This window comes from Pseudomonas fluorescens (assembly GCF_001307275.1).
Classification (GTDB): Bacteria; Pseudomonadota; Gammaproteobacteria; order Pseudomonadales; family Pseudomonadaceae; genus Aquipseudomonas; species Aquipseudomonas fluorescens_AA.
Map to the genome: position 1 here is coordinate 5,954,558 of NZ_CP012831.1, position 18,251 is coordinate 5,972,808.

The 18,251-nt window shown below is 62.6% G+C and carries 16 protein-coding genes; 12 read left to right on the forward strand and 4 right to left on the reverse strand.

The genetic code is table 11. The annotated features are described in order from the left end of the window. The first annotated feature begins 4 nt into the window (after nt 1-4). Nucleotides 5-2,428 carry a TonB-dependent receptor gene (locus AO356_RS26315; RefSeq protein WP_060742283.1) on the forward strand — a complete coding sequence of 808 codons (2,424 nt, stop codon included), beginning with the start codon at nt 5-7 and terminating at the stop codon, nt 2,426-2,428. A 36-nt stretch (nt 2,429-2,464) separates the two neighbouring features. Here the strand turns inward: AO356_RS26315 and AO356_RS26320 are convergent, their stop codons facing one another. From AO356_RS26320 to AO356_RS26330, 3 genes are all read right to left on the reverse strand, one after another. Continuing rightward, nucleotides 2,465-2,866, reverse strand: a complete 402-nt coding sequence (locus AO356_RS26320) for a hypothetical protein (RefSeq protein ID WP_060742284.1) — start codon at nt 2,864-2,866, stop codon at nt 2,465-2,467. A 709-nt stretch (nt 2,867-3,575) separates the two neighbouring features. Then, the gene (locus AO356_RS26325; RefSeq protein ID WP_060742285.1) at nt 3,576-4,055 is read right to left on the reverse strand and encodes a DUF1348 family protein; all 480 of its coding nucleotides are present in this window, start codon (nt 4,053-4,055) and stop codon (nt 3,576-3,578) included. 43 nt (nt 4,056-4,098) lie between these two features. Continuing rightward, a complete protein-coding gene (locus AO356_RS26330; protein WP_060742286.1) occupies nt 4,099-4,662 on the reverse strand; it encodes a TetR/AcrR family transcriptional regulator in 564 nt (187 codons plus the stop codon). Between the two features lie 123 nt (nt 4,663-4,785). Here AO356_RS26330 and pssA point away from each other — a divergent pair, with 123 nt between their 5' ends. The 11 genes from pssA (at nt 4,786) to AO356_RS26385 (ending at nt 16,840) form a co-directional block, all read left to right on the forward strand. After that, nucleotides 4,786-6,129, forward strand: a complete 1,344-nt coding sequence (gene pssA, locus AO356_RS26335; protein WP_060742287.1) for a CDP-diacylglycerol--serine O-phosphatidyltransferase — start codon at nt 4,786-4,788, stop codon at nt 6,127-6,129. 11 nt (nt 6,130-6,140) lie between these two features. Then, nucleotides 6,141-7,157, forward strand: coding sequence for an AraC family transcriptional regulator (locus AO356_RS26340; RefSeq protein WP_060743210.1), 1,017 nt, complete (start codon nt 6,141-6,143; stop codon nt 7,155-7,157). 249 nt (nt 7,158-7,406) lie between these two features. After that, nucleotides 7,407-8,378, forward strand: a complete 972-nt coding sequence (locus AO356_RS26345) for an NAD-dependent epimerase (protein WP_060743211.1) — start codon at nt 7,407-7,409, stop codon at nt 8,376-8,378. Nucleotides 8,379-8,405: 27 nt separating this feature from the next. Next, complete coding sequence (locus AO356_RS26350) at nt 8,406-9,149, forward strand: glycosyltransferase family 2 protein (protein WP_060742288.1); 744 nt, start codon at nt 8,406-8,408, stop codon at nt 9,147-9,149. Between the two features lies 1 nt (nt 9,150). Then, on the forward strand, nt 9,151-9,444 hold the full coding sequence (locus AO356_RS26355; protein WP_060742289.1) for a lipid-A-disaccharide synthase N-terminal domain-containing protein: 294 nt from the start codon (nt 9,151-9,153) through the stop codon (nt 9,442-9,444). Nucleotides 9,445-9,511: 67 nt separating this feature from the next. Beyond that, nucleotides 9,512-10,969, forward strand: a complete 1,458-nt coding sequence (locus AO356_RS26360; RefSeq protein WP_060743212.1) for an ArnT family glycosyltransferase — start codon at nt 9,512-9,514, stop codon at nt 10,967-10,969. Between the two features lie 300 nt (nt 10,970-11,269). After that, nucleotides 11,270-12,934 (forward strand): AMP-binding protein, encoded by a 1,665-nt coding sequence (locus AO356_RS26365; protein WP_060742290.1) that lies wholly within the window; start codon nt 11,270-11,272, stop codon nt 12,932-12,934. A gap of 16 nt (nt 12,935-12,950) precedes the next feature. Continuing rightward, a complete protein-coding gene (locus AO356_RS26370) occupies nt 12,951-13,712 on the forward strand; it encodes an SDR family NAD(P)-dependent oxidoreductase (protein ID WP_060742291.1) in 762 nt (253 codons plus the stop codon). 16 nt (nt 13,713-13,728) lie between these two features. Further along, entirely contained in the window at nt 13,729-14,916 is a 1,188-nt protein-coding gene (locus AO356_RS26375) for an acetyl-CoA C-acyltransferase (RefSeq protein ID WP_060743213.1), read from the forward strand. 9 nt (nt 14,917-14,925) lie between these two features. Further along, entirely contained in the window at nt 14,926-16,053 is a 1,128-nt protein-coding gene (locus AO356_RS26380; protein ID WP_060742292.1) for an acyl-CoA dehydrogenase, read from the forward strand. Nucleotides 16,054-16,066: 13 nt separating this feature from the next. Continuing rightward, nucleotides 16,067-16,840: an enoyl-CoA hydratase gene (locus AO356_RS26385; RefSeq protein ID WP_024617255.1), complete on the forward strand. Its 774-nt coding sequence runs from the start codon at nt 16,067-16,069 to the stop codon at nt 16,838-16,840. Nucleotides 16,841-17,099: 259 nt separating this feature from the next. On the opposite strand, the gene AO356_RS26390 is transcribed toward AO356_RS26385, so the two are convergent. Next, complete coding sequence (locus AO356_RS26390) at nt 17,100-18,251, reverse strand: acyl-CoA dehydrogenase family protein (RefSeq protein WP_060742293.1); 1,152 nt, start codon at nt 18,249-18,251, stop codon at nt 17,100-17,102.

Consider the following 18,251-nt stretch of genomic DNA (forward strand, 5'->3'; position numbering starts at 1 on the left):
TCCAATGTCCGCAGTTGTACCTTTGCGTTTGCGCCCGGCCTTTGCCGGCCGGCGTCCGCTGTTGAACCTGAGCCTCATGTTGAGCCTGGGTGCCAGCCCATTTTTCATGTCATCAAGCCTGGCCGAAGAAGCCGCCCGGCGCAGTTATCAGGTGCCGGCCGGCAGCCTCGGCGCGGCGTTGACCCGGTTTGCCGGGTTGGCGGGGGTCAACCTGTCGGTGGATCCGGCCTTGGTGAGCGGGCGCGACAGCGCCGGGCTTTCGGGGGAGTTCGGGGTGGAAGAGGGGTTTGCCCGGCTGTTGCGGGGTTCGGGCCTGCAGTTGCAGCCGGTGGGGGAGCAGGCCTACACCCTGATGCCGGCGCCAGAAGGCGGCAGCTTGCAACTGGCGCCCACCTCGATTCTCGGCGCCACGGCGTCGACGGACAGCCCGGTGTACGCCGGCGGCCAGGTGGCGCGGCGTGGTTCGCAAGGCCTGCTGGGCTCGCGGGACTTCATGGAAACGCCGTTCAGCATGACCACCTACACCAGCCAGACGGTCAAGAACCAGCAGGCGCGCACCCTCGGCGACCTGATCGCCAGCGACCCCTCGGTCCGCACCACCAACCCGGCGGGCGGACGCTTTGAGCAGTTCACCATCCGCGGTTTCAGCCTGTTCAACAGCGATGTCGCCTACAACGGTCTCTACGGCATCCTGCCGACGTACACGATCGACATGGAGATGGCCGAACGCGTCGACATCCTCAAGGGGCCGAGCCAGCTCATCAACGGCATCTCACCGCGGGGCAGCGTGGGGGGCGGGATCAACGTGGTGCCCAAACGCGCCACCGACAAGCCTATCACCTCGTTCACCGGCAGCTATGCCTCCAATAACCAGCTTGGCGGAGCGGTGGATGTCGGTCGGCGCTTTGGTGAAGACGACAAGTTCGGTATTCGTTTCAATGGTGTGAAGCAGGCGGGCGACACGGAATGGGATCACCAGAGCGTGGACCGCGAGATGGCGGTGCTGGGCCTGGATTTTCGCGGTGAACGCCTACGACTCTCGACGGACATCGGCCACACCGAACGCAACACTGACGCGCCCCAGGAACGCGTGCAGGTCGGTGCCAATGCCCAGGTCCCCCACGCCAGCGACGTGCGCGACAACTACGCCCAATCGTGGAGCAAGGCGCGCACCCAGGACACCTTCGGCACGGTGAACGCTGAGTTCGATGTCAGCGATTCGGTGATGCTGTATGGCGGTGTCGGCGCGCGCAAAAGCGACCACGACTTTCTTCGGCACAACGTTTCGGTCACCAACGACGCGGGCGACTTCACTGTCCAGCCCCGTGACTTTACCCGGGAGGAAAATGTCCGGACGGCCACGGCCGGAGTGCGCAACTGGTTCCATACCGGTCCGGTGAGCCATGAGGTCAACCTGGCGGCCAGTTATTTCTACATGGACTTCGAAAATGGCGGCGCTCGTTACGCCAACGGTCGCAGCAACCTGTATGACCCGGTACAGACCCCGACGCCGAGCAACCCGACCCGGCAGGACGACAAGGTCTACACCGAGAACCGCTTCAGCGGCGTGGCCTTGTCCGACACCCTGGGGCTGTTCGAGGATCGTTTGCTGCTGACCCTCGGTGCTCGCTGGCAACGGGTGAAGGTTGATGACTGGACGAATAACGTCAAGGGTGACACCGCCTACGATGAGGAAAAGATTTCGCCATCGGGCGGGATCCTGTTCAAGGCGACTGACAAGCTGTCGCTGTATGCCAACTACATGGAAGGCCTGAGCCAGGGCAAGATCGCGCCGTCGACATCCGTGAACGAGGATGAGATTTTCCCGCCGTTCATCAGCCGCCAGGTCGAAGTGGGCGCCAAGTATGACGCTGGCCCGTTTGCCGTCACTGCCGCCGTGTTCCGAATCAAGCAGCCTGCCTATGCGACCGACGCCACGACACGTGTCTTCGGCCCGAACGGCAAGCGCGAAAACACCGGCGTGGAGTTGAGTGTGTTCGGCGAACCGCTGAAGGGAACCCGTTTGCTCGGCGGCGTGATGTTCATCGACAGTGAACTGACTGACACCACCGACGGCACCTTCGATGGCAACCGCGCACCGGCCACGCCGAAGTACAACGTCAACCTCGGCGCCGAATGGGACGTGCCAACGGTACAGGGCCTGACCCTGACCAGTCGCGGCATCTATTCCAGCTCGCAGTACCTGGACCAGTCCAACACCAAGGAAATCGATGCCTGGACGCGTTTCGACGTAGGCGCTCGCTACGCGTTCAAAGTCGATGAAAAACACATCACCCTGCGGGCCAACATCGAAAACGTGGCCGACAAGCGCTACTGGAGTTCGGCCGGCGCATCGGATGACAGTGAGCCGGGCTTGACGTTGTCGACCCCGCGCACCTACCTGCTGTCCGCAACGGTGGATTTCTAGGCCGATGTGCCGCTCCAGGGAAGGAGCGGCCCAGGTTCAGGTATCGCGAAACAGGTCGTGGGCATCCAGCAGTCGCCAGGCGATCTCGGGGCGTTTTTCCAGCCCGCGGCGGATGGCGGCGGGAATCGACTGGCGAATCTTGCGGCACAGGCCGGGCTGTTCCTGGAATTCGATGGCGATGCCGCGCATGGTCCGCACTTCGTTGTAGCCGGGCTCGACGCGTAGGCGGATCCCCAGGTTTTCATACAGGCGCTGTTGCAGGCGCTGGAGTTCGTCGAGGCTCTGGATATTCTCCAGGCGTTCGAGCAGGCGTTTTTCTTCCTGGCGATTCAGGCACAGGATGCGCAGGTCGCTGCCAGGCGCTTGCAACAAGGCATCACGTCCGCAATCGCAGACGCCGGGCGGGCAGGGGGGGCGGATTGGAATCGACGCGGTCATGGGCTCCACAAAGTCTGCTGCACAACGAAACAGCGAGCTTATCGCCGGCCCAGGCAATGTGATGCCTGGCGGCATGTGGGTCAAGCCTGTTGGAGGGGCCGCTGGTCTGGCGGCTGTACTGTGGGAGCGAGCTTGCTCGCGATAGCGGTGGGTCAGTTTGCACACCCGTTGGATTTGCCGCCGTCATCGCGAGCAAGCTCGCTCCCACATTTGGATTTTCAGTGCACACAAATGCTCTGCCTTACCTCAATCCCCTGTGGGAGCGAGCTTGCTCGCGATAGCGGTGGGTCAGTTTGCACACCCGTTGGATTTGCCGCCGTCATCGCGAGCAAGCTCGCTCCCACATTTGGATTTTCAGTGCACACAAATGCTCTGCCTTACCTCAATCCCCTGTGGGAGCGAGCTTGCTCGCGATAGCGGTGGGTCAGTTTGCACACCTGTTGGATTTGCTGCCGTCATCGCGAGCAAGCTCGCTCCCACATTTGGATTTTCAGCGCACACAAATGCTCTGCCTTACCTCAATCCCCTGTGGGAGCGAGCTTGCTCGCGATAGCGGTGGGTCAGTTTGCACACCTGTTGGATTTGCTGCCGTCATCGCGAGCAAGCTCGCTCCCACATTTGGATTTTCAGCGCACACAAATGCTGTGCCTTACCTCAATCCCCTGTGGGAGCGAGCTTGCTCGCGATAGCGGTGGTTCAGTCGAGAGCCTTACAACCCCAACTCGGACAACCCCGGATGATCATCCGGCCGGCGGCCCAGTGGCCAGTGGAACTTGCGCTCGCTTTCCTTGATCGGCATGTCGTTGATGCAAGCGTAGCGGTTGTACATCAGGCCTTGCTCGTCGAACTCCCAGTTTTCGTTGCCGTAGGAGCGGAACCAGTTGCCCGAGTCGTCGTGCCATTCGTAGGCGTAGCGCACCGCGATGCGGTTATCGGTGAAGGCCCAGAGTTCCTTGATCAGCCGGTAATCCAACTCCTTGGCCCACTTGCGGGTCAGGAAAGCCTTGGCTTCTTCGCGGTTGTGCGCGAATTCGGCGCGGTTACGCCATTGGGTGTCCAGCGTGTAGGCCAGGGATACTTTTTGCGGGTCGCGAGAGTTCCAGCCGTCTTCGGCCAGGCGAACTTTCTCGATCGCCGATTCACGGGTGAACGGCGGCAACGGCGGACGAACTTCAGAAGAGGCAGACATGGCGAGTCTCCAATAAGTTGATGAATGAAGCAGGGTTCAACGGTCAGGTGTGTAGCAACATCTTCAGCATGTCCTGGGCGTGGTCAGCCGCGCTGTGGTCGCCCATGACCAGCGCCACGGTAATGGCGCCGTCGATCAGAATCAGTAGCTGGCGGGCCAGGGCGTCCGGATTTTCGACACCTTGTTCGACGCACAACCGGGTCACGTAGTCGAGCAGCTTCTGTTTGTGCATCTTCGCCACCTGGCGGACCGGATCCTGTGGATCGCCGGTTTCGCCGCTGGTGTTGATGAAGGCACAACCGCGAAAACCTTCGCTGTCGAACCAGCCCTTGAGCACGGTGAACAGGTTGAGCAGCCGCGCCGTCGGTGTGGGCGCCTTGTCCACTTCGCTGCTGAACCAGTGCATCCAGCGCTCGTCCCGCCGCTTGAGGGCGGCCACGATCAGGTCGTCCTTGTTGGCGAAGTAGCGATAGACACTTTTCCTGGAGACGCCGGCGGTTTTCACCAGAAGGTCCATGCCGGTGGCGGCGATGCCACTTCTATAGATCAACTTTTCGGCGACATCGAGGATGATGTCTCGTGTTTCATTACCAGTGATTTCGTTCATGGGGTAAAAGTAGAATGATCGTTCTCCTTGGTCAAGTTGTTTTTTTCTTGACGACAGGAAGACCCGAACCCATCCATGGTGTAAGCTCATCCGTTCTTCGGAATCGACCTTTTTGCGAGCCCTATGCCGTCGCTCTTCAAACGCTCCCTGCTGCCCAAGTTGCGCAGCTTTGCACTGACCGCCGATGCGGTGACCATCCTCGATGGCGCTGCCCAATTCCGCCGTTGCCTGCTGGAGAAAATCGCCCAGGCCACCCAGCGCATCTACATCGTCGCCCTGTACCTGCAACAGGACGAGGCCGGCCAGGAAATTCTCGATGCCCTGCATGCCGCCAAAGCGGCGCGTCCGGAACTGGACGTGGTCGTGGTCGTGGACTGGTTGCGGGCCCAGCGCGGGCTGATTGGCGCCAAGAAGCAGCCGGGCAACTCGGCGTGGTACCAGGAACAGACCCGCACCCACGCCAGCGAAGTGCCGATCTACGGCGTGCCGGTGCAGACCCGCGAACTGTTCGGCGTGTTGCATTTGAAAGGTTTCGTGATCGATGACTGTGTGCTCTACAGCGGCGCGAGCCTGAATAACGTCTACCTGCACAAGTTCGACAAATACCGCTACGACCGCTATCACCTGCTGCAGAACACGGCACTGGCCGACTCGATGCATCACCTGGTGCAACATGGCCTGATCACCTCCAGGGCCGTGCATCGCCTGGACCTGCCGAACCTGCCCAGCACCCGCAGTTTGCGCAAGGACATCGGTGACTTGCGCAGCCGTCTCAAATACGCGACCTATGACACCAGCGTCGGCAGCCTCGACAAGAGTGGCCTGTCGGTGAGCCCGTTGCTGGGCGTGGGCAAGAACAATCCCCTGAGCCGGGTGATCGGTGAACTGATCGCCAGCAGCCGCCAGCAACTGACCATCTGTACCCCGTATTTCAACCTGCCCCTGGCCGTGACCCGGGAGCTCAACCGCGCCCTGGCCCGCGGGGTCAAGATCGACATCATCGTCGGCGACAAGACCGCCAACGACTTCTACATTCCGCCAAGCGAACCGTTCAAGATCATCGCGGCGCTGCCATACCTCTACGAAATCAGCCTGCGACGCTTCGCCAAACGGCATCAGCACGCGATCGACAGCGGTCAATTGAACCTGCACCTGTGGCGTGACGGGGACAACACCTATCACCTCAAGGGCATGTGGGTCGACGAGCGCTACACCTTGTTGACCGGCAACAACCTCAACCCGCGGGCCTTTCGCCTGGACCTGGAAAACGCGCTGTTGCTGGACGACCCCAAGGGCGAGCTGCTGGCGCCGCGCCAGGCCGAGCTTGAGCGGATCTACCGCCACACCCGCCGGATCGAACGCTACCTGGACCTGGAAACCCTGCCGGATTATCCCGAGGCCGTGGCCAGGTTCCTGAAACGGGTCAGCCGGGTGCGGATAGAACGGCTGCTTTACCGGATCCTGTGAACACCCGCGCCATGTCGGAAAAAGACACCATCTCCATCCAGCTGGTGCGTGAGGCGTTGCTGCAAAGCTGCGCACCCGGGGCTGCTACCGATGAGGTCTTGAGCAAGGTCGGCATAGACCCGGCGCTGCTTGACGATCCCCTGGCGCGGGTCCCGGCCCATGCCTATGCGCGGCTCTGGCGTTTGCTGGCCCAGCGCCTGGATGACGAGTTTTTCGGCATGGACCCGCGCAAGCTCAAGTCCGGCAGCCTGGCGTTTCTCTGCCAGTGCGCCATGGCCCAGCCCACGCTGGCGAGCGGCTTGACGGCGGGACTGGGGTTTCTGTCGCTGATGCTCGAACACCTGCCGGCCCAGTGGGCGCGCCAGCAAAGCCTGGCGGAGATCGTGCTGCTGGAAGACGACCAGGCGCCGCGCCGGGCCTTTACCTACTTCACTTACTGGATGATCGTCCATGGCGTCGCCTGCTGGTTGGCCGGGCGGCGCATTCCCATCCTGTCTGTCGAACTGCGCTGCCCGGCGCCGGATTTCTGCGACGACTACCGGGTGATGTTCTCCCAGAACCTGCGCTTTGGCCGGCCGCGCACCCGGATGATTTTCGCCGCCGAATGCCTCGACCTGCCCATCCGGCGCAACGCTGACGAGCTCAAGCGCTTCCTGGCCCGGGCCCCGGCCAACATCCTGGTCAAATACCGCGACCCGCAAAGCCTGGCCAGCCGTATCCGGCACGACCTGCGGCAACTGCCCGCCGAACGGTGGCCGGAAACCGAGGCCCTGGCCCAGCAGCTGTGCGTGTCCGCCTCGACCCTGCGCCGACGCCTGGCGGAGGAGGGCCAGACTTACCAAGGTCTCAAGGACAGCGTGCGCAAGGATCTGGCAATCACCTGGCTGGCCGAGCCGTCCATCAGTTTCGTCGAAATCGCCTCGCGCCTGGGTTTTGCCGATGCCAGTTCCTTCTACAAGGCGTTTCGCAAATGGTCCGGGTCCAACCCGGGGCATTATCGCAGCCTGATTCTCAACGACCCTGATTGATCCACCGGGTCTTGTGCCTACCCAAGCCCCTGTGGGAGCGAGCTTGCTCGCGATAGCGGTACTTCAGTCGCCTCGTCATTGACTGCCATACCCTCATCGCGAGCAAGCTCGCTCCCACAGGGACTTTCGCCTGGCAAGCTGACACGCTCATAAAACCGTCATTTTTCTTTGATACAAGCCTGTGCAGGCGCCGGAAAAGCCGGGCCATCCATCAGGGTAATGTATGCAAGTGACCGTTTTGGGCTGCGTATGAGCGTACTGGTCACCGGTGCTGCTGGGTTCATCGGGTTTCATACCGCCAGGCGGTTGTGCAGCGAGGGCCATCAGGTTATCGGCATCGACAACCTCAACAGCTACTACAGCGTCGAACTGAAGCAGGCTCGGCTGGCGTTGTTGGCCGAATACCCCAACTTCCGCTTCCTGCGGCTGGACGTGGCCGACAAGCAGGCGCTGCTGGATGTATTTGCGAAAACCCCATTCGAGTACGTCGTCCACTTGGCGGCCCAGGCTGGTGTGCGCTATTCCATCGATAATCCCGACCTGTACGCGCAAAGCAACCTGGTGGGGTTCCTCAACGTGTTGGAAGCCTGCCGTGCCCACCGGCCGGCGCACCTGGTGTTCGCCTCGAGCAGCTCGGTGTATGGCTTGAACGACCGTTTGCCGTATGCCACCACCGATCCGGTGGATCAGCCCGTGTCTTTTTATGCGGCGACCAAGCGCGCCAATGAGCTGATGGCCCATGCTTACTCGCATCTCTACGGGATTCCCACCACCGGCCTGCGGTTTTTCACCGTGTATGGACCGTGGGGGCGGCCCGACATGGCGCCGTTCAAATTCACCGACGCCATCCTCAACGGTCGCGCCATTGACCTCTACAACGACGGCGCGATGTCGCGGGACTTCACCTACATCGACGACATCGTCGAAGGCCTGGTGCGGTTGTTGCCGCGGCCGCCGGCCAATGAAACAGGCGTGCGCCACAAGCTCTACAACATCGGCTTCGGCGCTCCGGTGAAGCTCTTGCAGTTCGTCGAGTGCCTGGAAGAGGCCCTGGGCATTCCCGCGATCAAGCATTTCTTGCCGTTGCAAGCGGGTGACGTGGTCGACACGTGGGCGGACACGCGGGAGCTGGAGGAACACATCGGTTTTCGCCCGCAGGTCGCGGTGCCCGTCGGCGTGCAATCGTTTGTCGATTGGTACCGCGCGTATTACCGCGTTTAACCCCCTCAGCTTTTTTACTGGAGCGTCATGCACGAAACCCTTTATGTGTCGGTCCTGATTCCGGCAAAGAACGAAGCCGGCAACCTCATTCCACTGCTGGAAGAAGTGCGGGCGGCGCTGGTGGACGAGGCCTTCGAAGTCATCGTGGTCGACGATGGCAGCACTGACGCCACTGCCGCGCAACTGCGGGCGTTGCAAGGCAGTGGCTATCGCCAGTTGCGGGTGCTCAGCCATGCCCGTTCCCTCGGGCAGAGCACGTCGATCTACCACGCCGCTGAAGTGGCCCGCGGGCATTGGCTGGCAACCCTCGATGGCGACGGGCAGAACGACCCGGCCGACCTGCCAAAGATGCTCGACCTGGTGCGCGGTTCGGAGGGGACGCCCGCCGGTGTCAAGCTGGTGGCGGGGCATCGCGTCAACCGCCGGGACTCGGCGAGCAAGCGCTGGGCCTCGCGGTTCGCCAACAAACTGCGGGCCAGCCTGCTCAAGGACCAGACGCCCGATACCGGTTGCGGCATCAAGTTGATCGAGCGCAAGGCGTTTCTGCGCCTGCCGTATTTCGATCATATGCATCGCTTCGTTCCGGCGCTGATCCGTCGGCACAACGGCCGGATGCTGGTTCACCCGGTGAATCACCGTGAGCGCGGGGCCGGGGTGTCCAACTACGGCAATCTCGACCGGGCGCTGGTGGGCATTGTCGATCTGTTCGGGGTGTGGTGGTTGATAAGACGCACCCGCCTGGATATCAACGCACAAGAAACCGAGGTGTGACATGGGCAGAGAATCGATATGGCTGGCCGTTGGCTTCGGCGGCCAGTTGGTATTCACTGGGCGTTTTGCCCTGCAATGGCTGTACAGCGAGTACAAGAAGCGCAGCGTGATACCCGTGGGTTTCTGGTACTTGAGCATCGTCGGTAGCGCGCTGTTGCTGGCCTACGCCATCTACCGCGAAGACCCGGTGTTCATTGTCGGCCAGTCCTTCGGCTTTATCGTTTACCTGCGCAATTTGCAGTTGATCGCCAAGCATCACGAGCAGGAAAACCGCGAACTGGCCGAGAAGGGCTGAGACGGTGCGGATACGATTGTCTTCCTCGCGACTGGAGCTTCTGGCGCTTGTGGCATTGGCCTTGATCATGGTGGGCGCCGGCCTGGGTTGGCGCCAACCGATGAACGTCGATGAAGAGCGCTTCCTCGGCGTTGCCCTGGAGATGCTGCAGAACGGCTCATGGTTCATTCCCCATCGCGCTGGGGAAATCTACGCCGACAAACCGCCGTTGTTCATGTGGGCGGTGGCCTCGTTCGTGCAATTGACCCACCTGCCGAAAGTCGCCCTGTACCTGCCCGCGCTGTTGGCCGGCGCCGTCACCACCGCATGCCTGTATGACCTGGGCCGGCGCTTGTGGGGGCGACGCGTGGGGAGGATCGCCGCGCTCTTGTTTCTCGCCACCTACCAGACCTACAGCATCCTGCGCACCGGGCAGATCGATGGTTTTCTTGCACTCTGGACCATCCTGGGGATCTATGGCTTGTGCCGGCATTTGATGCTCGGCCCGGCGTGGCGCTGGTATTACGTGGCCTGTGCGGCGATGGGGCTGGGGGTCATCAGCAAAGGCGTGGGGTTTCTGCCGGTGTTGATGCTGATTCCCTACGCCTATGGGGTGCGTCGAGGGTGGAAAGGCCTGGTGTCCATGCCGGGCAAGGCGGGGGCCTGGTGGCTGGGGCTGGTCGTGGCGCTGGCCGCCATCGCGCTGTGGCTTGGGCCGTTGCTGCTGATCGTGTGGCTGGGCAGCCCCGACAGCCTGGCGTACGCCCAGGAAATCCTGCTCAAGCAGACGGCGGGGCGTTATGCCAATGCCTGGGAGCACCGCGAACCCTTCTGGTATTTCTTCGTCCAGGTGATTCCGAAATACTGGTTGCCGATCTTTTTCATGCTGCCATGGCTGGTGCCGGCCTGGCGCAGGCAGTTGCTCAAGCAGGATGGTCGCGTGCTGGTACTGCTGGGGTGGGTGGTACTGGTGCTGTTGTTCTTCAGCCTGAGCAGTGGCAAGCGCAAGCTGTACATCTTTCCCGCGTTGCCGGCCTTGATCCTGCTGGTGGCACCGCTTGTGCCGTGGCTGCTGCACCGCTGGTTCAGCCGGCGTCCAAGGGGCAGGGTGATATTCGCTGCCTTGACGGTGGTGTGGTTGTGCGCCTGGTTTGTGCGCGGCTTCATCGAGCCCTACCGGGAAGGCATCAACCCCCACCAGACCTTGATGCGTGATGTCGCGGGGCTGACTTCAAATGCCGAGTTGGTGCTCGTCGGGTGGCGCGAGGGGCATTGGCTGTTCGCCCAGCAGCCCATCGTGCATTTTGGCTTTCATGACCGCCAGTCCCTGGAACGATCCGCCACCTGGCTACGCAGCCACCCGCAGGCCTTTGCCTTGGTTCCTGCGCGGGACCTGGCGCGTTGCTACGACCCGCAAAAGGCGCGCCGGGTCGGCGATACCTCGCGGGCCGAGTGGTTCCTGGTGGGGCCTGATGCGGACAACCAGCGCTGCCAGTCCCCGGCGCCGGAGAAGGTTTATTCGTTCACATGGGCGCATCCTTTGTAGTGGCTGAAAACTTCCTGTGGCGAGGGAGCTTGCTCCCGCTGGGGCGCGAAGCGGCCCCAGAACCGCACAACCTGGTGTGTCAGGCTAATTGAGTTGAATGCTTTGGGGCTGCTGTGCAGCCCAGCGGGAGCAAGCTCCCTCGCCACAGGGGCTCGACTGGCAATACATCCCTCGAACCATGGCCAAACCAGTCAAGCAACTTGATGGCTTTGACCATTGCCGCCACCGCCCTTCGGCGCGAGTATTTGCCTGCTCTTCACGGTTCCCCCAGCCAATAAAAAGTACAGAGGGATTCTGGTCATGCGCGATTATTCGTCCGCCACGTCACAGTTCGATTACCAGCACACCGTCAACACCGCGCTGCACGGCTCGCTCGAGGCGCTCAATGCCTGTGTCGAGTGTTGCGACCGGCATGCATTGCCGGGTCGCATCGCCTTGTTCTGGGAGGGCCGTGACGGCAGCGAAGCCACCTGGACTTACCGCGACCTGCAGGACAATGCCGCACGGTTCGCCAACTTCCTGCGCGCCCAAGGCGTCGGTAAGGGCGACAAAGTGGCCGGCCTGCTGCCGCGCACCGCGGAACTCTTGATCGTCGTACTCGCCACCTGGCGTATCGGTGCGGTGTATCAACCGCTGTTCACCGCGTTCGGACCCAAGGCCATCGAGCACCGCCTCGGCAGCTCGGGTGCGCGGATCGTCGTGACCGACGCCGTCAACCGTCCCAAGCTCAATGAAGTTGCCGGTTGCCCCACCATCGTCACGGTCGGCGGCGAAAAGGGCCAAGGCATCGTGCGGGGCGACTACAGTTTCTGGGCCGAAGTGGCGAACCAGTCCAGCCAGTGCGAACCGCTGATGCTCACTGGCGAAGACCCGTTCCTGCTGATGTTCACCTCCGGCACCACGGGACCTGCCAAGGCGCTGTCGGTGCCGCTCAAGGCCATCGTGGCGTTCCAGAGCTACACCCGTGACGCGGTGGACCTGCGCCCTGAAGACGCCTTCTGGAACGTCGCCGACCCCGGTTGGGCCTACGGCATTTATTTTGGCGTGACCGGGCCGCTGGCCATGGGGCATCCGATTACCTTCTACGATGGCCCATTCACCCTGGAAAGCACCTGCCGGGTCATCAACAAGTACGGCATCACCAACCTGACTGGCTCGCCCACCGCGTATCGCCTGTTGATCGCCGGGGGCGAGCAGTTTGCCCGCTCGATCAAGGGTAAGCTGCGCATCGTCAGCAGCGCCGGTGAGCCATTGAACCCAGAGGTGATCCGCTGGTTCGCCGACAACTTGAACGTGGTGATCCACGACCATTACGGCCAGACCGAACTGGGCATGGTGCTGTGCAACCACCACGGGCTCGAACACCCGGTGCACCTGGGTGCGGCCGGTTTCGCCTCGCCGGGACACCGGATCGTGGTATTGGATGAAGAGCAACGCGAGCTGGGCGTGGGCCAGCCGGGCATTCTCGCGGTGGACCGCAGCCAGTCGCCCATGTGCTGGTTCGCCGGTTACGAAGGCGCGCCGACCAAGGCCTTCGTTGGCGACTACTACTTGAGCGGCGACACCGTGGAGCTGAATCCGGATGGCAGCATCAGCTTCGTTGGCCGCAGCGACGACGTGATCACCACTTCCGGCTACCGGGTCGGTCCGTTCGACGTGGAAAGCGCGCTGATCGAACACCCGGCCGTGGTGGAAACGGCGGTGATCGGCAAGCCTGATCCGGAGCGTACCGAGTTGGTGAAGGCCTTCGTGGTGCTCAGCAGCCAATATCGCGCCTCACCGGAGCTGGCCGAGGAATTGCGCCTGCATGTGCGCAAGCGCCTGGCGGCCCATGCCTATCCCCGTGAAATCGAGTTTGTCAGCGACTTGCCGAAAACCCCAAGTGGCAAGTTGCAGCGCTTTATCTTGCGCAACCAGGAAATCGCCAAGGCTCAAGAGGCTGCGGCGCAGAACGTTTCAGCTTGACCCCAAGGAAACCATGATGCAGATCGACAACAAGATTTTCCTCGTCAGCGGCGGTGCTTCCGGCCTCGGCGCGGCCACTGCTGACATGCTGGTCAAGGCCGGCGCCAAGGTGATGCTGGTGGACCTCAACGCCGACGCCGTGGCCGCCCAGGCGCAAAAGCTGGGTTGCCAGAGCGTGGTGGCCGATATCAGCAACGAAGCGGCGGCTGAAGCGGCAGTCAAGGCCACGGTCACGGCTTTCGGGGGTCTGAATGGCCTGGTGAATTGCGCCGGTATCGTGCGCGGCGAGAAAATTCTCGGCAAGAACGGCCCCCATAGGCTGGACAGCTTCAGCCAGGTGATCAACGTCAACCTGATCGGCAGCTTTAACCTGCTGCGCCTGGCGGCTGCGGCCATTGCCGAAACCGAGGCCAACGCCGACGGCGAACGTGGCGTGATCATCAATACAGCTTCGGTAGCGGCCTTCGACGGCCAGATCGGCCAGGCCGCCTACGCGGCCTCCAAAGGCGCCATCGCCAGCCTCACGCTGCCGGCCGCCCGTGAGCTGGCGCGTTTCGGTATCCGGGTGATGACCATTGCTCCGGGGATTTTCGAAACCCCGATGATGGCCGGCATGACGCCCGAGGTGCGGGATTCCCTGGCTGCCGGCGTGCCGTTTCCACCGCGCCTTGGGAAACCTTCCGAGTACGCGGCGCTGGTCAGGCATATCATTGAGAACAGCATGCTCAACGGCGAGGTGATCCGTCTCGACGGCGCCTTGCGCATGGCAGCCAAATAAGTAAGGAGGATTCATGATGTCCAACGATCCTATTGTCATCGTCAGCGCCGTCCGCACCCCCATGGGCGGTTTCCAGGGCGAACTGAAAAGCCTCACCGCCCCACAACTCGGTGCCGCCGCTATCAAGGCCGCCGTGGAGCGGGCCGGTATCGCGCCGGGTGCGGTTGAAGAAGTGCTGTTCGGTTGCGTGCTCGCCGCTGGCCAGGGCCAGGCACCGGCACGTCAGGCCGCGCTGGGCGCCGGGCTCGACAAGTCGACCCGCTGCACCACACTCAACAAGATGTGCGGTTCGGGCATGGAAGCGGCGATCCTGGCCCATGACATGCTCATCGCCGGCAGTGCCGAGGTGGTGGTGGCCGGCGGCATGGAGAGCATGTCCAACGCCCCGTACCTGCTGGACCGCGCCCGCGGCGGTTACCGCATGGGCCATGGCCGGGTGCTTGACCACATGTTCCTCGATGGCCTGGAAGACGCCTACGATAAAGGTCGGCTGATGGGCACCTTCGCCGAGGATTGCGCCGAGGCCAATGGCCTGGGTCGCGAGGCCCAGGACGCCTTTGCCATTGCGTCCACCACCCGCGCCCAGCAGGCGATCGAGGACGGCAGTTTCGACGCCGAGATCGTGCCGTTGCAGGTCATGGTCGGCAAGGAACAAGTGACCATTCGCCACGACGAGCAGCCACCCAAAGCGCGGATCGACAAGATTGCTTCGCTCAAGCCGGCGTTCCGCGAGGGCGGCACGGTGACGGCGGCCAACTCCAGCTCCATTTCCGATGGCGCCGCTGCCCTGGTGCTGATGCGCCAGAGCCAAGCGGTGCAGCGCGGGCTCAAGCCTTTGGCGGTGATCCATGGTCATGCAGCGTTCGCTGATACCCCGAGCCTGTTTCCCACCGCGCCGATTGGTGCCGTGAAGAAACTGATGCAAAAGACCGGTTGGACGCTGGACCAGGTCGACCTGTTCGAAGTCAACGAAGCCTTTGCCGTGGTGGGGCTGGTGACCATGGACAAGCTGGAAATCGCTCATGACAAGGTCAACGTTCACGGCGGCGCCTGTGCGCTGGGCCACCCGATTGGCGCGTCTGGCGCGCGGATCCTGGTGACCCTGCTGTCGGCCCTGCGCCAGAAAGGCTTGAAGCGCGGCGTCGCGGCCATTTGCATTGGCGGCGGCGAAGCCACGGCCATGGCCGTTGAATGCCTGTATTAAGGAACCACCATGCTCCCGACTGAAGAACAGACCCAAATCCGCGACATGGCCCGGCAGTTCGCCCAGGAGCGCCTGAAACCGTTCGCGGCCGAATGGGACCGCGAGCACCGTTTCCCCCGGGAAGCCATCGCTGAGATGGCCGAGCTGGGCTTTTTCGGCATGCTGGTGCCGGAACAGTGGGGCGGCTGTGACACCGGTTACCTGGCCTATGCGATGACCCTGGAGGAAATCGCCGCTGGCGATGGCGCCTGCTCGACCATCATGAGCGTGCACAACTCGGTGGGTTGCGTGCCGATCCTCAAGTTCGGCAACGATGAGCAGAAGGCGAAATTCCTCACGCCCCTGGCCAGCGGCGCAATGCTCGGCGCGTTTGCCCTGACCGAGCCCCAGGCTGGTTCGGACGCCAGCAGCCTGAAGACGCGGGCGCGTTTGGAGGGCGATCATTACGTGCTCAACGGTTGCAAGCAGTTCATCACCTCCGGGCAGAACGCCGGGGTGGTCATTGTGTTTGCGGTGACCGATCCGAGCGCCGGCAAGCGTGGCATCAGTGCATTCATCGTGCCGACCGATTCGCCGGGTTACAGCGTGGCGCGGGTCGAAGACAAACTCGGCCAGCATGCGTCCGACACCTGCCAGATCCTTTTCGAGGAGGTGAAGGTGCCGGTGGGCAATCGCCTGGGCGAGGAGGGTGAGGGCTACAAGATCGCCCTGGCGAACCTGGAAGGCGGACGGGTGGGCATCGCGGCGCAAGCGGTGGGCATGGCCCGCGCCGCGTTCGAAGCGGCCCGGGACTATGCCCGGGAGCGCTCCAGTTTCGGCAAGCCGATCATCGAGCACCAGGCCGTGGCGTTCCGCCTGGCCGACATGGCGACCCAGATCGCCGTGGCCCGGCAAATGGTGCACTACGCCGCCGCCCTGCGGGACAGCGGCCAGCCGGCGTTGGTGGAGGCGTCCATGGCCAAGCTGTTCGCTTCGGAAATGGCTGAAAAAGTCTGCTCCATGGCGTTGCAAACCCTGGGCGGTTACGGTTACCTCAACGACTTCCCGCTGGAGCGCATCTACCGCGACGTGCGGGTCTGCCAGATCTACGAAGGCACCAGCGACATTCAGCGCATGGTCATTTCGCGCAATCTTTGAACAGGAGTCCTGCATGAGCTATGAAACGATTTTATTGGAGATCAAGGACCGCGTCGGCCTGATCACCCTCAACCGTCCCCAGGCCTTGAACGCCTTGAATGCGCAGATCGTCAGCGAGCTGAACCAGGCGCTGGATAGCCTGGAGGCGGATCCGAAGATTGGCTGCATCGTGCTGACGGGCTCGAAAAAAGCCTTCGCCGCCGGTGCCGACATCAAGGAAATGGCCGAGCTGACCTACCCGCAGATCTACTTGGACGACCTGTTCAGCGACAGCGACCGTGTGGCCAACCGTCGCAAGCCGATCATCGCGGCGGTGAACGGTTTTGCCTTGGGCGGTGGTTGCGAGCTGGCGTTGATGTGCGACTTCATTCTGGCCGGCGACAATGCCAAGTTCGGCCAGCCGGAAATCAACCTCGGCGTGCTGCCGGGCATGGGCGGCACCCAGCGCCTGACCCGGGCGGTGGGCAAGGCCAAGGCCATGGAAATGTGCCTGACCGGGCGCTTTATCGACGCGGTAGAAGCCGAGCGCTGCGGCATCGTTGCGCGGATCGTACCGGCCGATGAGCTGCTGGACGATGCGCTGAAAACCGCAGCGTTGATCGCCTCCAAGTCGGTGCCCATCAGCATGATGGTCAAGGAAAGCGTCAACCGCGCGTTTGAAGTCAGCCTGTCCGAAGGCGTACGTTTCGAGCGCCGGGTATTCCACGCGGCGTTCGCGACGCAGGATCAGAAAGAAGGCATGGCGGCATTCGTGGCCAAGCGCGCGGCGGAGTTTCAGGATAAGTAAGGCGGCGTTCCGACTGACGCCATCGCGAGCAAGCTCGCTCCCACAGTGGATTTGGGGTGTACGCGTCATCTGTGTACGCCATCAAACCCTGTGGGAGCGGGCTTGCCCGCGAAGACGTCGGCACATCCAGCATGGAAGTGACTGATCCACCGCCATCGCGAGCAAGCCCGCTCCCACACTGGATCTCAGGTGTACGCAGCATTTGCGTACGCCACCAGCCCCTGTGGGAGCGAGCTTGCTCGCGATGCTTTTCCTGCTGTTACACCAGGTAGTGCTTGAGTTCCCGGGCGATGACCATCCGCTGTATCTCGCTCGATCCTTCGTAGATCTGGGTGATCCGCGCATCGCGGTAATAGCGTTCTACCGGGTAATCCTCGAGGTACCCGTACCCACCGTGAATCTGTATGGCCGAGGAGCAGACTTTCTCGGCCATTTCCGAGGCAAACAGCTTGGCCTGGGAGGCTTCCGACAGGCATGGCTTGCCGGCGCTGCGCAAGCGGGCGGCGTGGAGGATGAGCAGGCGGGTGGCGTTGATGCGGGTGTGCATGTCGGCCAGCAGGTTGGCGATGCTCTGGTGCTCGATGATCGGCTTGTCGAACTGGACGCGATCGCGGGCGTAGGCGAGCGCCGCTTCGAATGCCGCGCGGGCAATACCCAAGGCTTGCGCCGCGATGCCGATGCGACCGCCTTCCAGATTGGACAAAGCGATGGCCAGGCCTTTGCCACGCGCGCCCAGCAGGTTGGCCTCGGGGACGGTGCAATTGCTCAAGGTGACCGCGCAGGTGTCTGAAGCGCGGATGCCCATCTTGTGTTCGGTGCGATCAACGATGAACCCGGGCGTATCCGTGGGCACCAGGAACGCCGAAATGCCTTTTTTGCCCAGCTCCGGATCCGTCACCGCAAACACGATGGCCAATTTCGCTCGCTTGCCGTTGCTGACGAACTGCTTGGCGCCGTTGATGACCCACTGGCCATCGCGCAGTTCGGCCCGGGTGCGCAGATTGTGGGCTTCGGAACCGGCCTGGGGCTCGGTCAGGCAGAAGCAGCCAATGGCCTGGCCGCTGGCGAGCTCGGCCAGCCAGGTCTGTTTCTGTTCATCGGTGCCAAAATTCAGGACCGGCCCGCAACCCACCGAGTTGTGGATGCTCATCAGCGCCCCGGTGGCACCGTCGCCCGCGGAGATTTCCTCCACCGCCAGGGCATAGGCCACGTAATCGACGTAGGTGCCGCCCCATTCTTCCGGTACCACCATCCCCAACAGGCCCAGTTCACCCATATTTGCCACCAGGCCGTCGTCAATCCAGCCGGCCTTTTCCCACGCCTGGGCATGGGGAGCGATTTCACCACGGGCGAAGTCCCGGGCCATGTCGCGGATCATCACTTGTTCTTCGGTCAGTTCGAGGTCGTGCAT

What these genes read in the sequence shown, in the direction of transcription:
- AO356_RS26375 (WP_060743213.1), top strand. Translation starts at nt 13,729, where the DNA reads ATGTCCAACGATCCTATTGTCATCGTCAGCGCCGTCCGCACCCCCATG.
- AO356_RS26390 (WP_060742293.1), bottom strand. Translation starts at nt 18,251, where the DNA reads ATGCACGACCTCGAACTGACCGAAGAACAAGTGATGATCCGCGACATG.
- AO356_RS26350 (WP_060742288.1), top strand. Translation starts at nt 8,406, where the DNA reads ATGCACGAAACCCTTTATGTGTCGGTCCTGATTCCGGCAAAGAACGAA.
- AO356_RS26330 (WP_060742286.1), bottom strand. Translation starts at nt 4,662, where the DNA reads ATGAACGAAATCACTGGTAATGAAACACGAGACATCATCCTCGATGTC.
- AO356_RS26340 (WP_060743210.1), top strand. Translation starts at nt 6,141, where the DNA reads ATGTCGGAAAAAGACACCATCTCCATCCAGCTGGTGCGTGAGGCGTTG.
- AO356_RS26380 (WP_060742292.1), top strand. Translation starts at nt 14,926, where the DNA reads ATGCTCCCGACTGAAGAACAGACCCAAATCCGCGACATGGCCCGGCAG.
- AO356_RS26385 (WP_024617255.1), top strand. Translation starts at nt 16,067, where the DNA reads ATGAGCTATGAAACGATTTTATTGGAGATCAAGGACCGCGTCGGCCTG.
- AO356_RS26370 (WP_060742291.1), top strand. Translation starts at nt 12,951, where the DNA reads ATGCAGATCGACAACAAGATTTTCCTCGTCAGCGGCGGTGCTTCCGGC.
- AO356_RS26365 (WP_060742290.1), top strand. Translation starts at nt 11,270, where the DNA reads ATGCGCGATTATTCGTCCGCCACGTCACAGTTCGATTACCAGCACACC.
- pssA (WP_060742287.1), top strand. Translation starts at nt 4,786, where the DNA reads ATGCCGTCGCTCTTCAAACGCTCCCTGCTGCCCAAGTTGCGCAGCTTT.
- AO356_RS26325 (WP_060742285.1), bottom strand. Translation starts at nt 4,055, where the DNA reads ATGTCTGCCTCTTCTGAAGTTCGTCCGCCGTTGCCGCCGTTCACCCGT.
- AO356_RS26345 (WP_060743211.1), top strand. Translation starts at nt 7,407, where the DNA reads ATGAGCGTACTGGTCACCGGTGCTGCTGGGTTCATCGGGTTTCATACC.
- AO356_RS26315 (WP_060742283.1), top strand. Translation starts at nt 5, where the DNA reads ATGTCCGCAGTTGTACCTTTGCGTTTGCGCCCGGCCTTTGCCGGCCGG.
- AO356_RS26360 (WP_060743212.1), top strand. Translation starts at nt 9,512, where the DNA reads ATGGTGGGCGCCGGCCTGGGTTGGCGCCAACCGATGAACGTCGATGAA.
- AO356_RS26320 (WP_060742284.1), bottom strand. Translation starts at nt 2,866, where the DNA reads ATGACCGCGTCGATTCCAATCCGCCCCCCCTGCCCGCCCGGCGTCTGC.
- AO356_RS26355 (WP_060742289.1), top strand. Translation starts at nt 9,151, where the DNA reads ATGGGCAGAGAATCGATATGGCTGGCCGTTGGCTTCGGCGGCCAGTTG.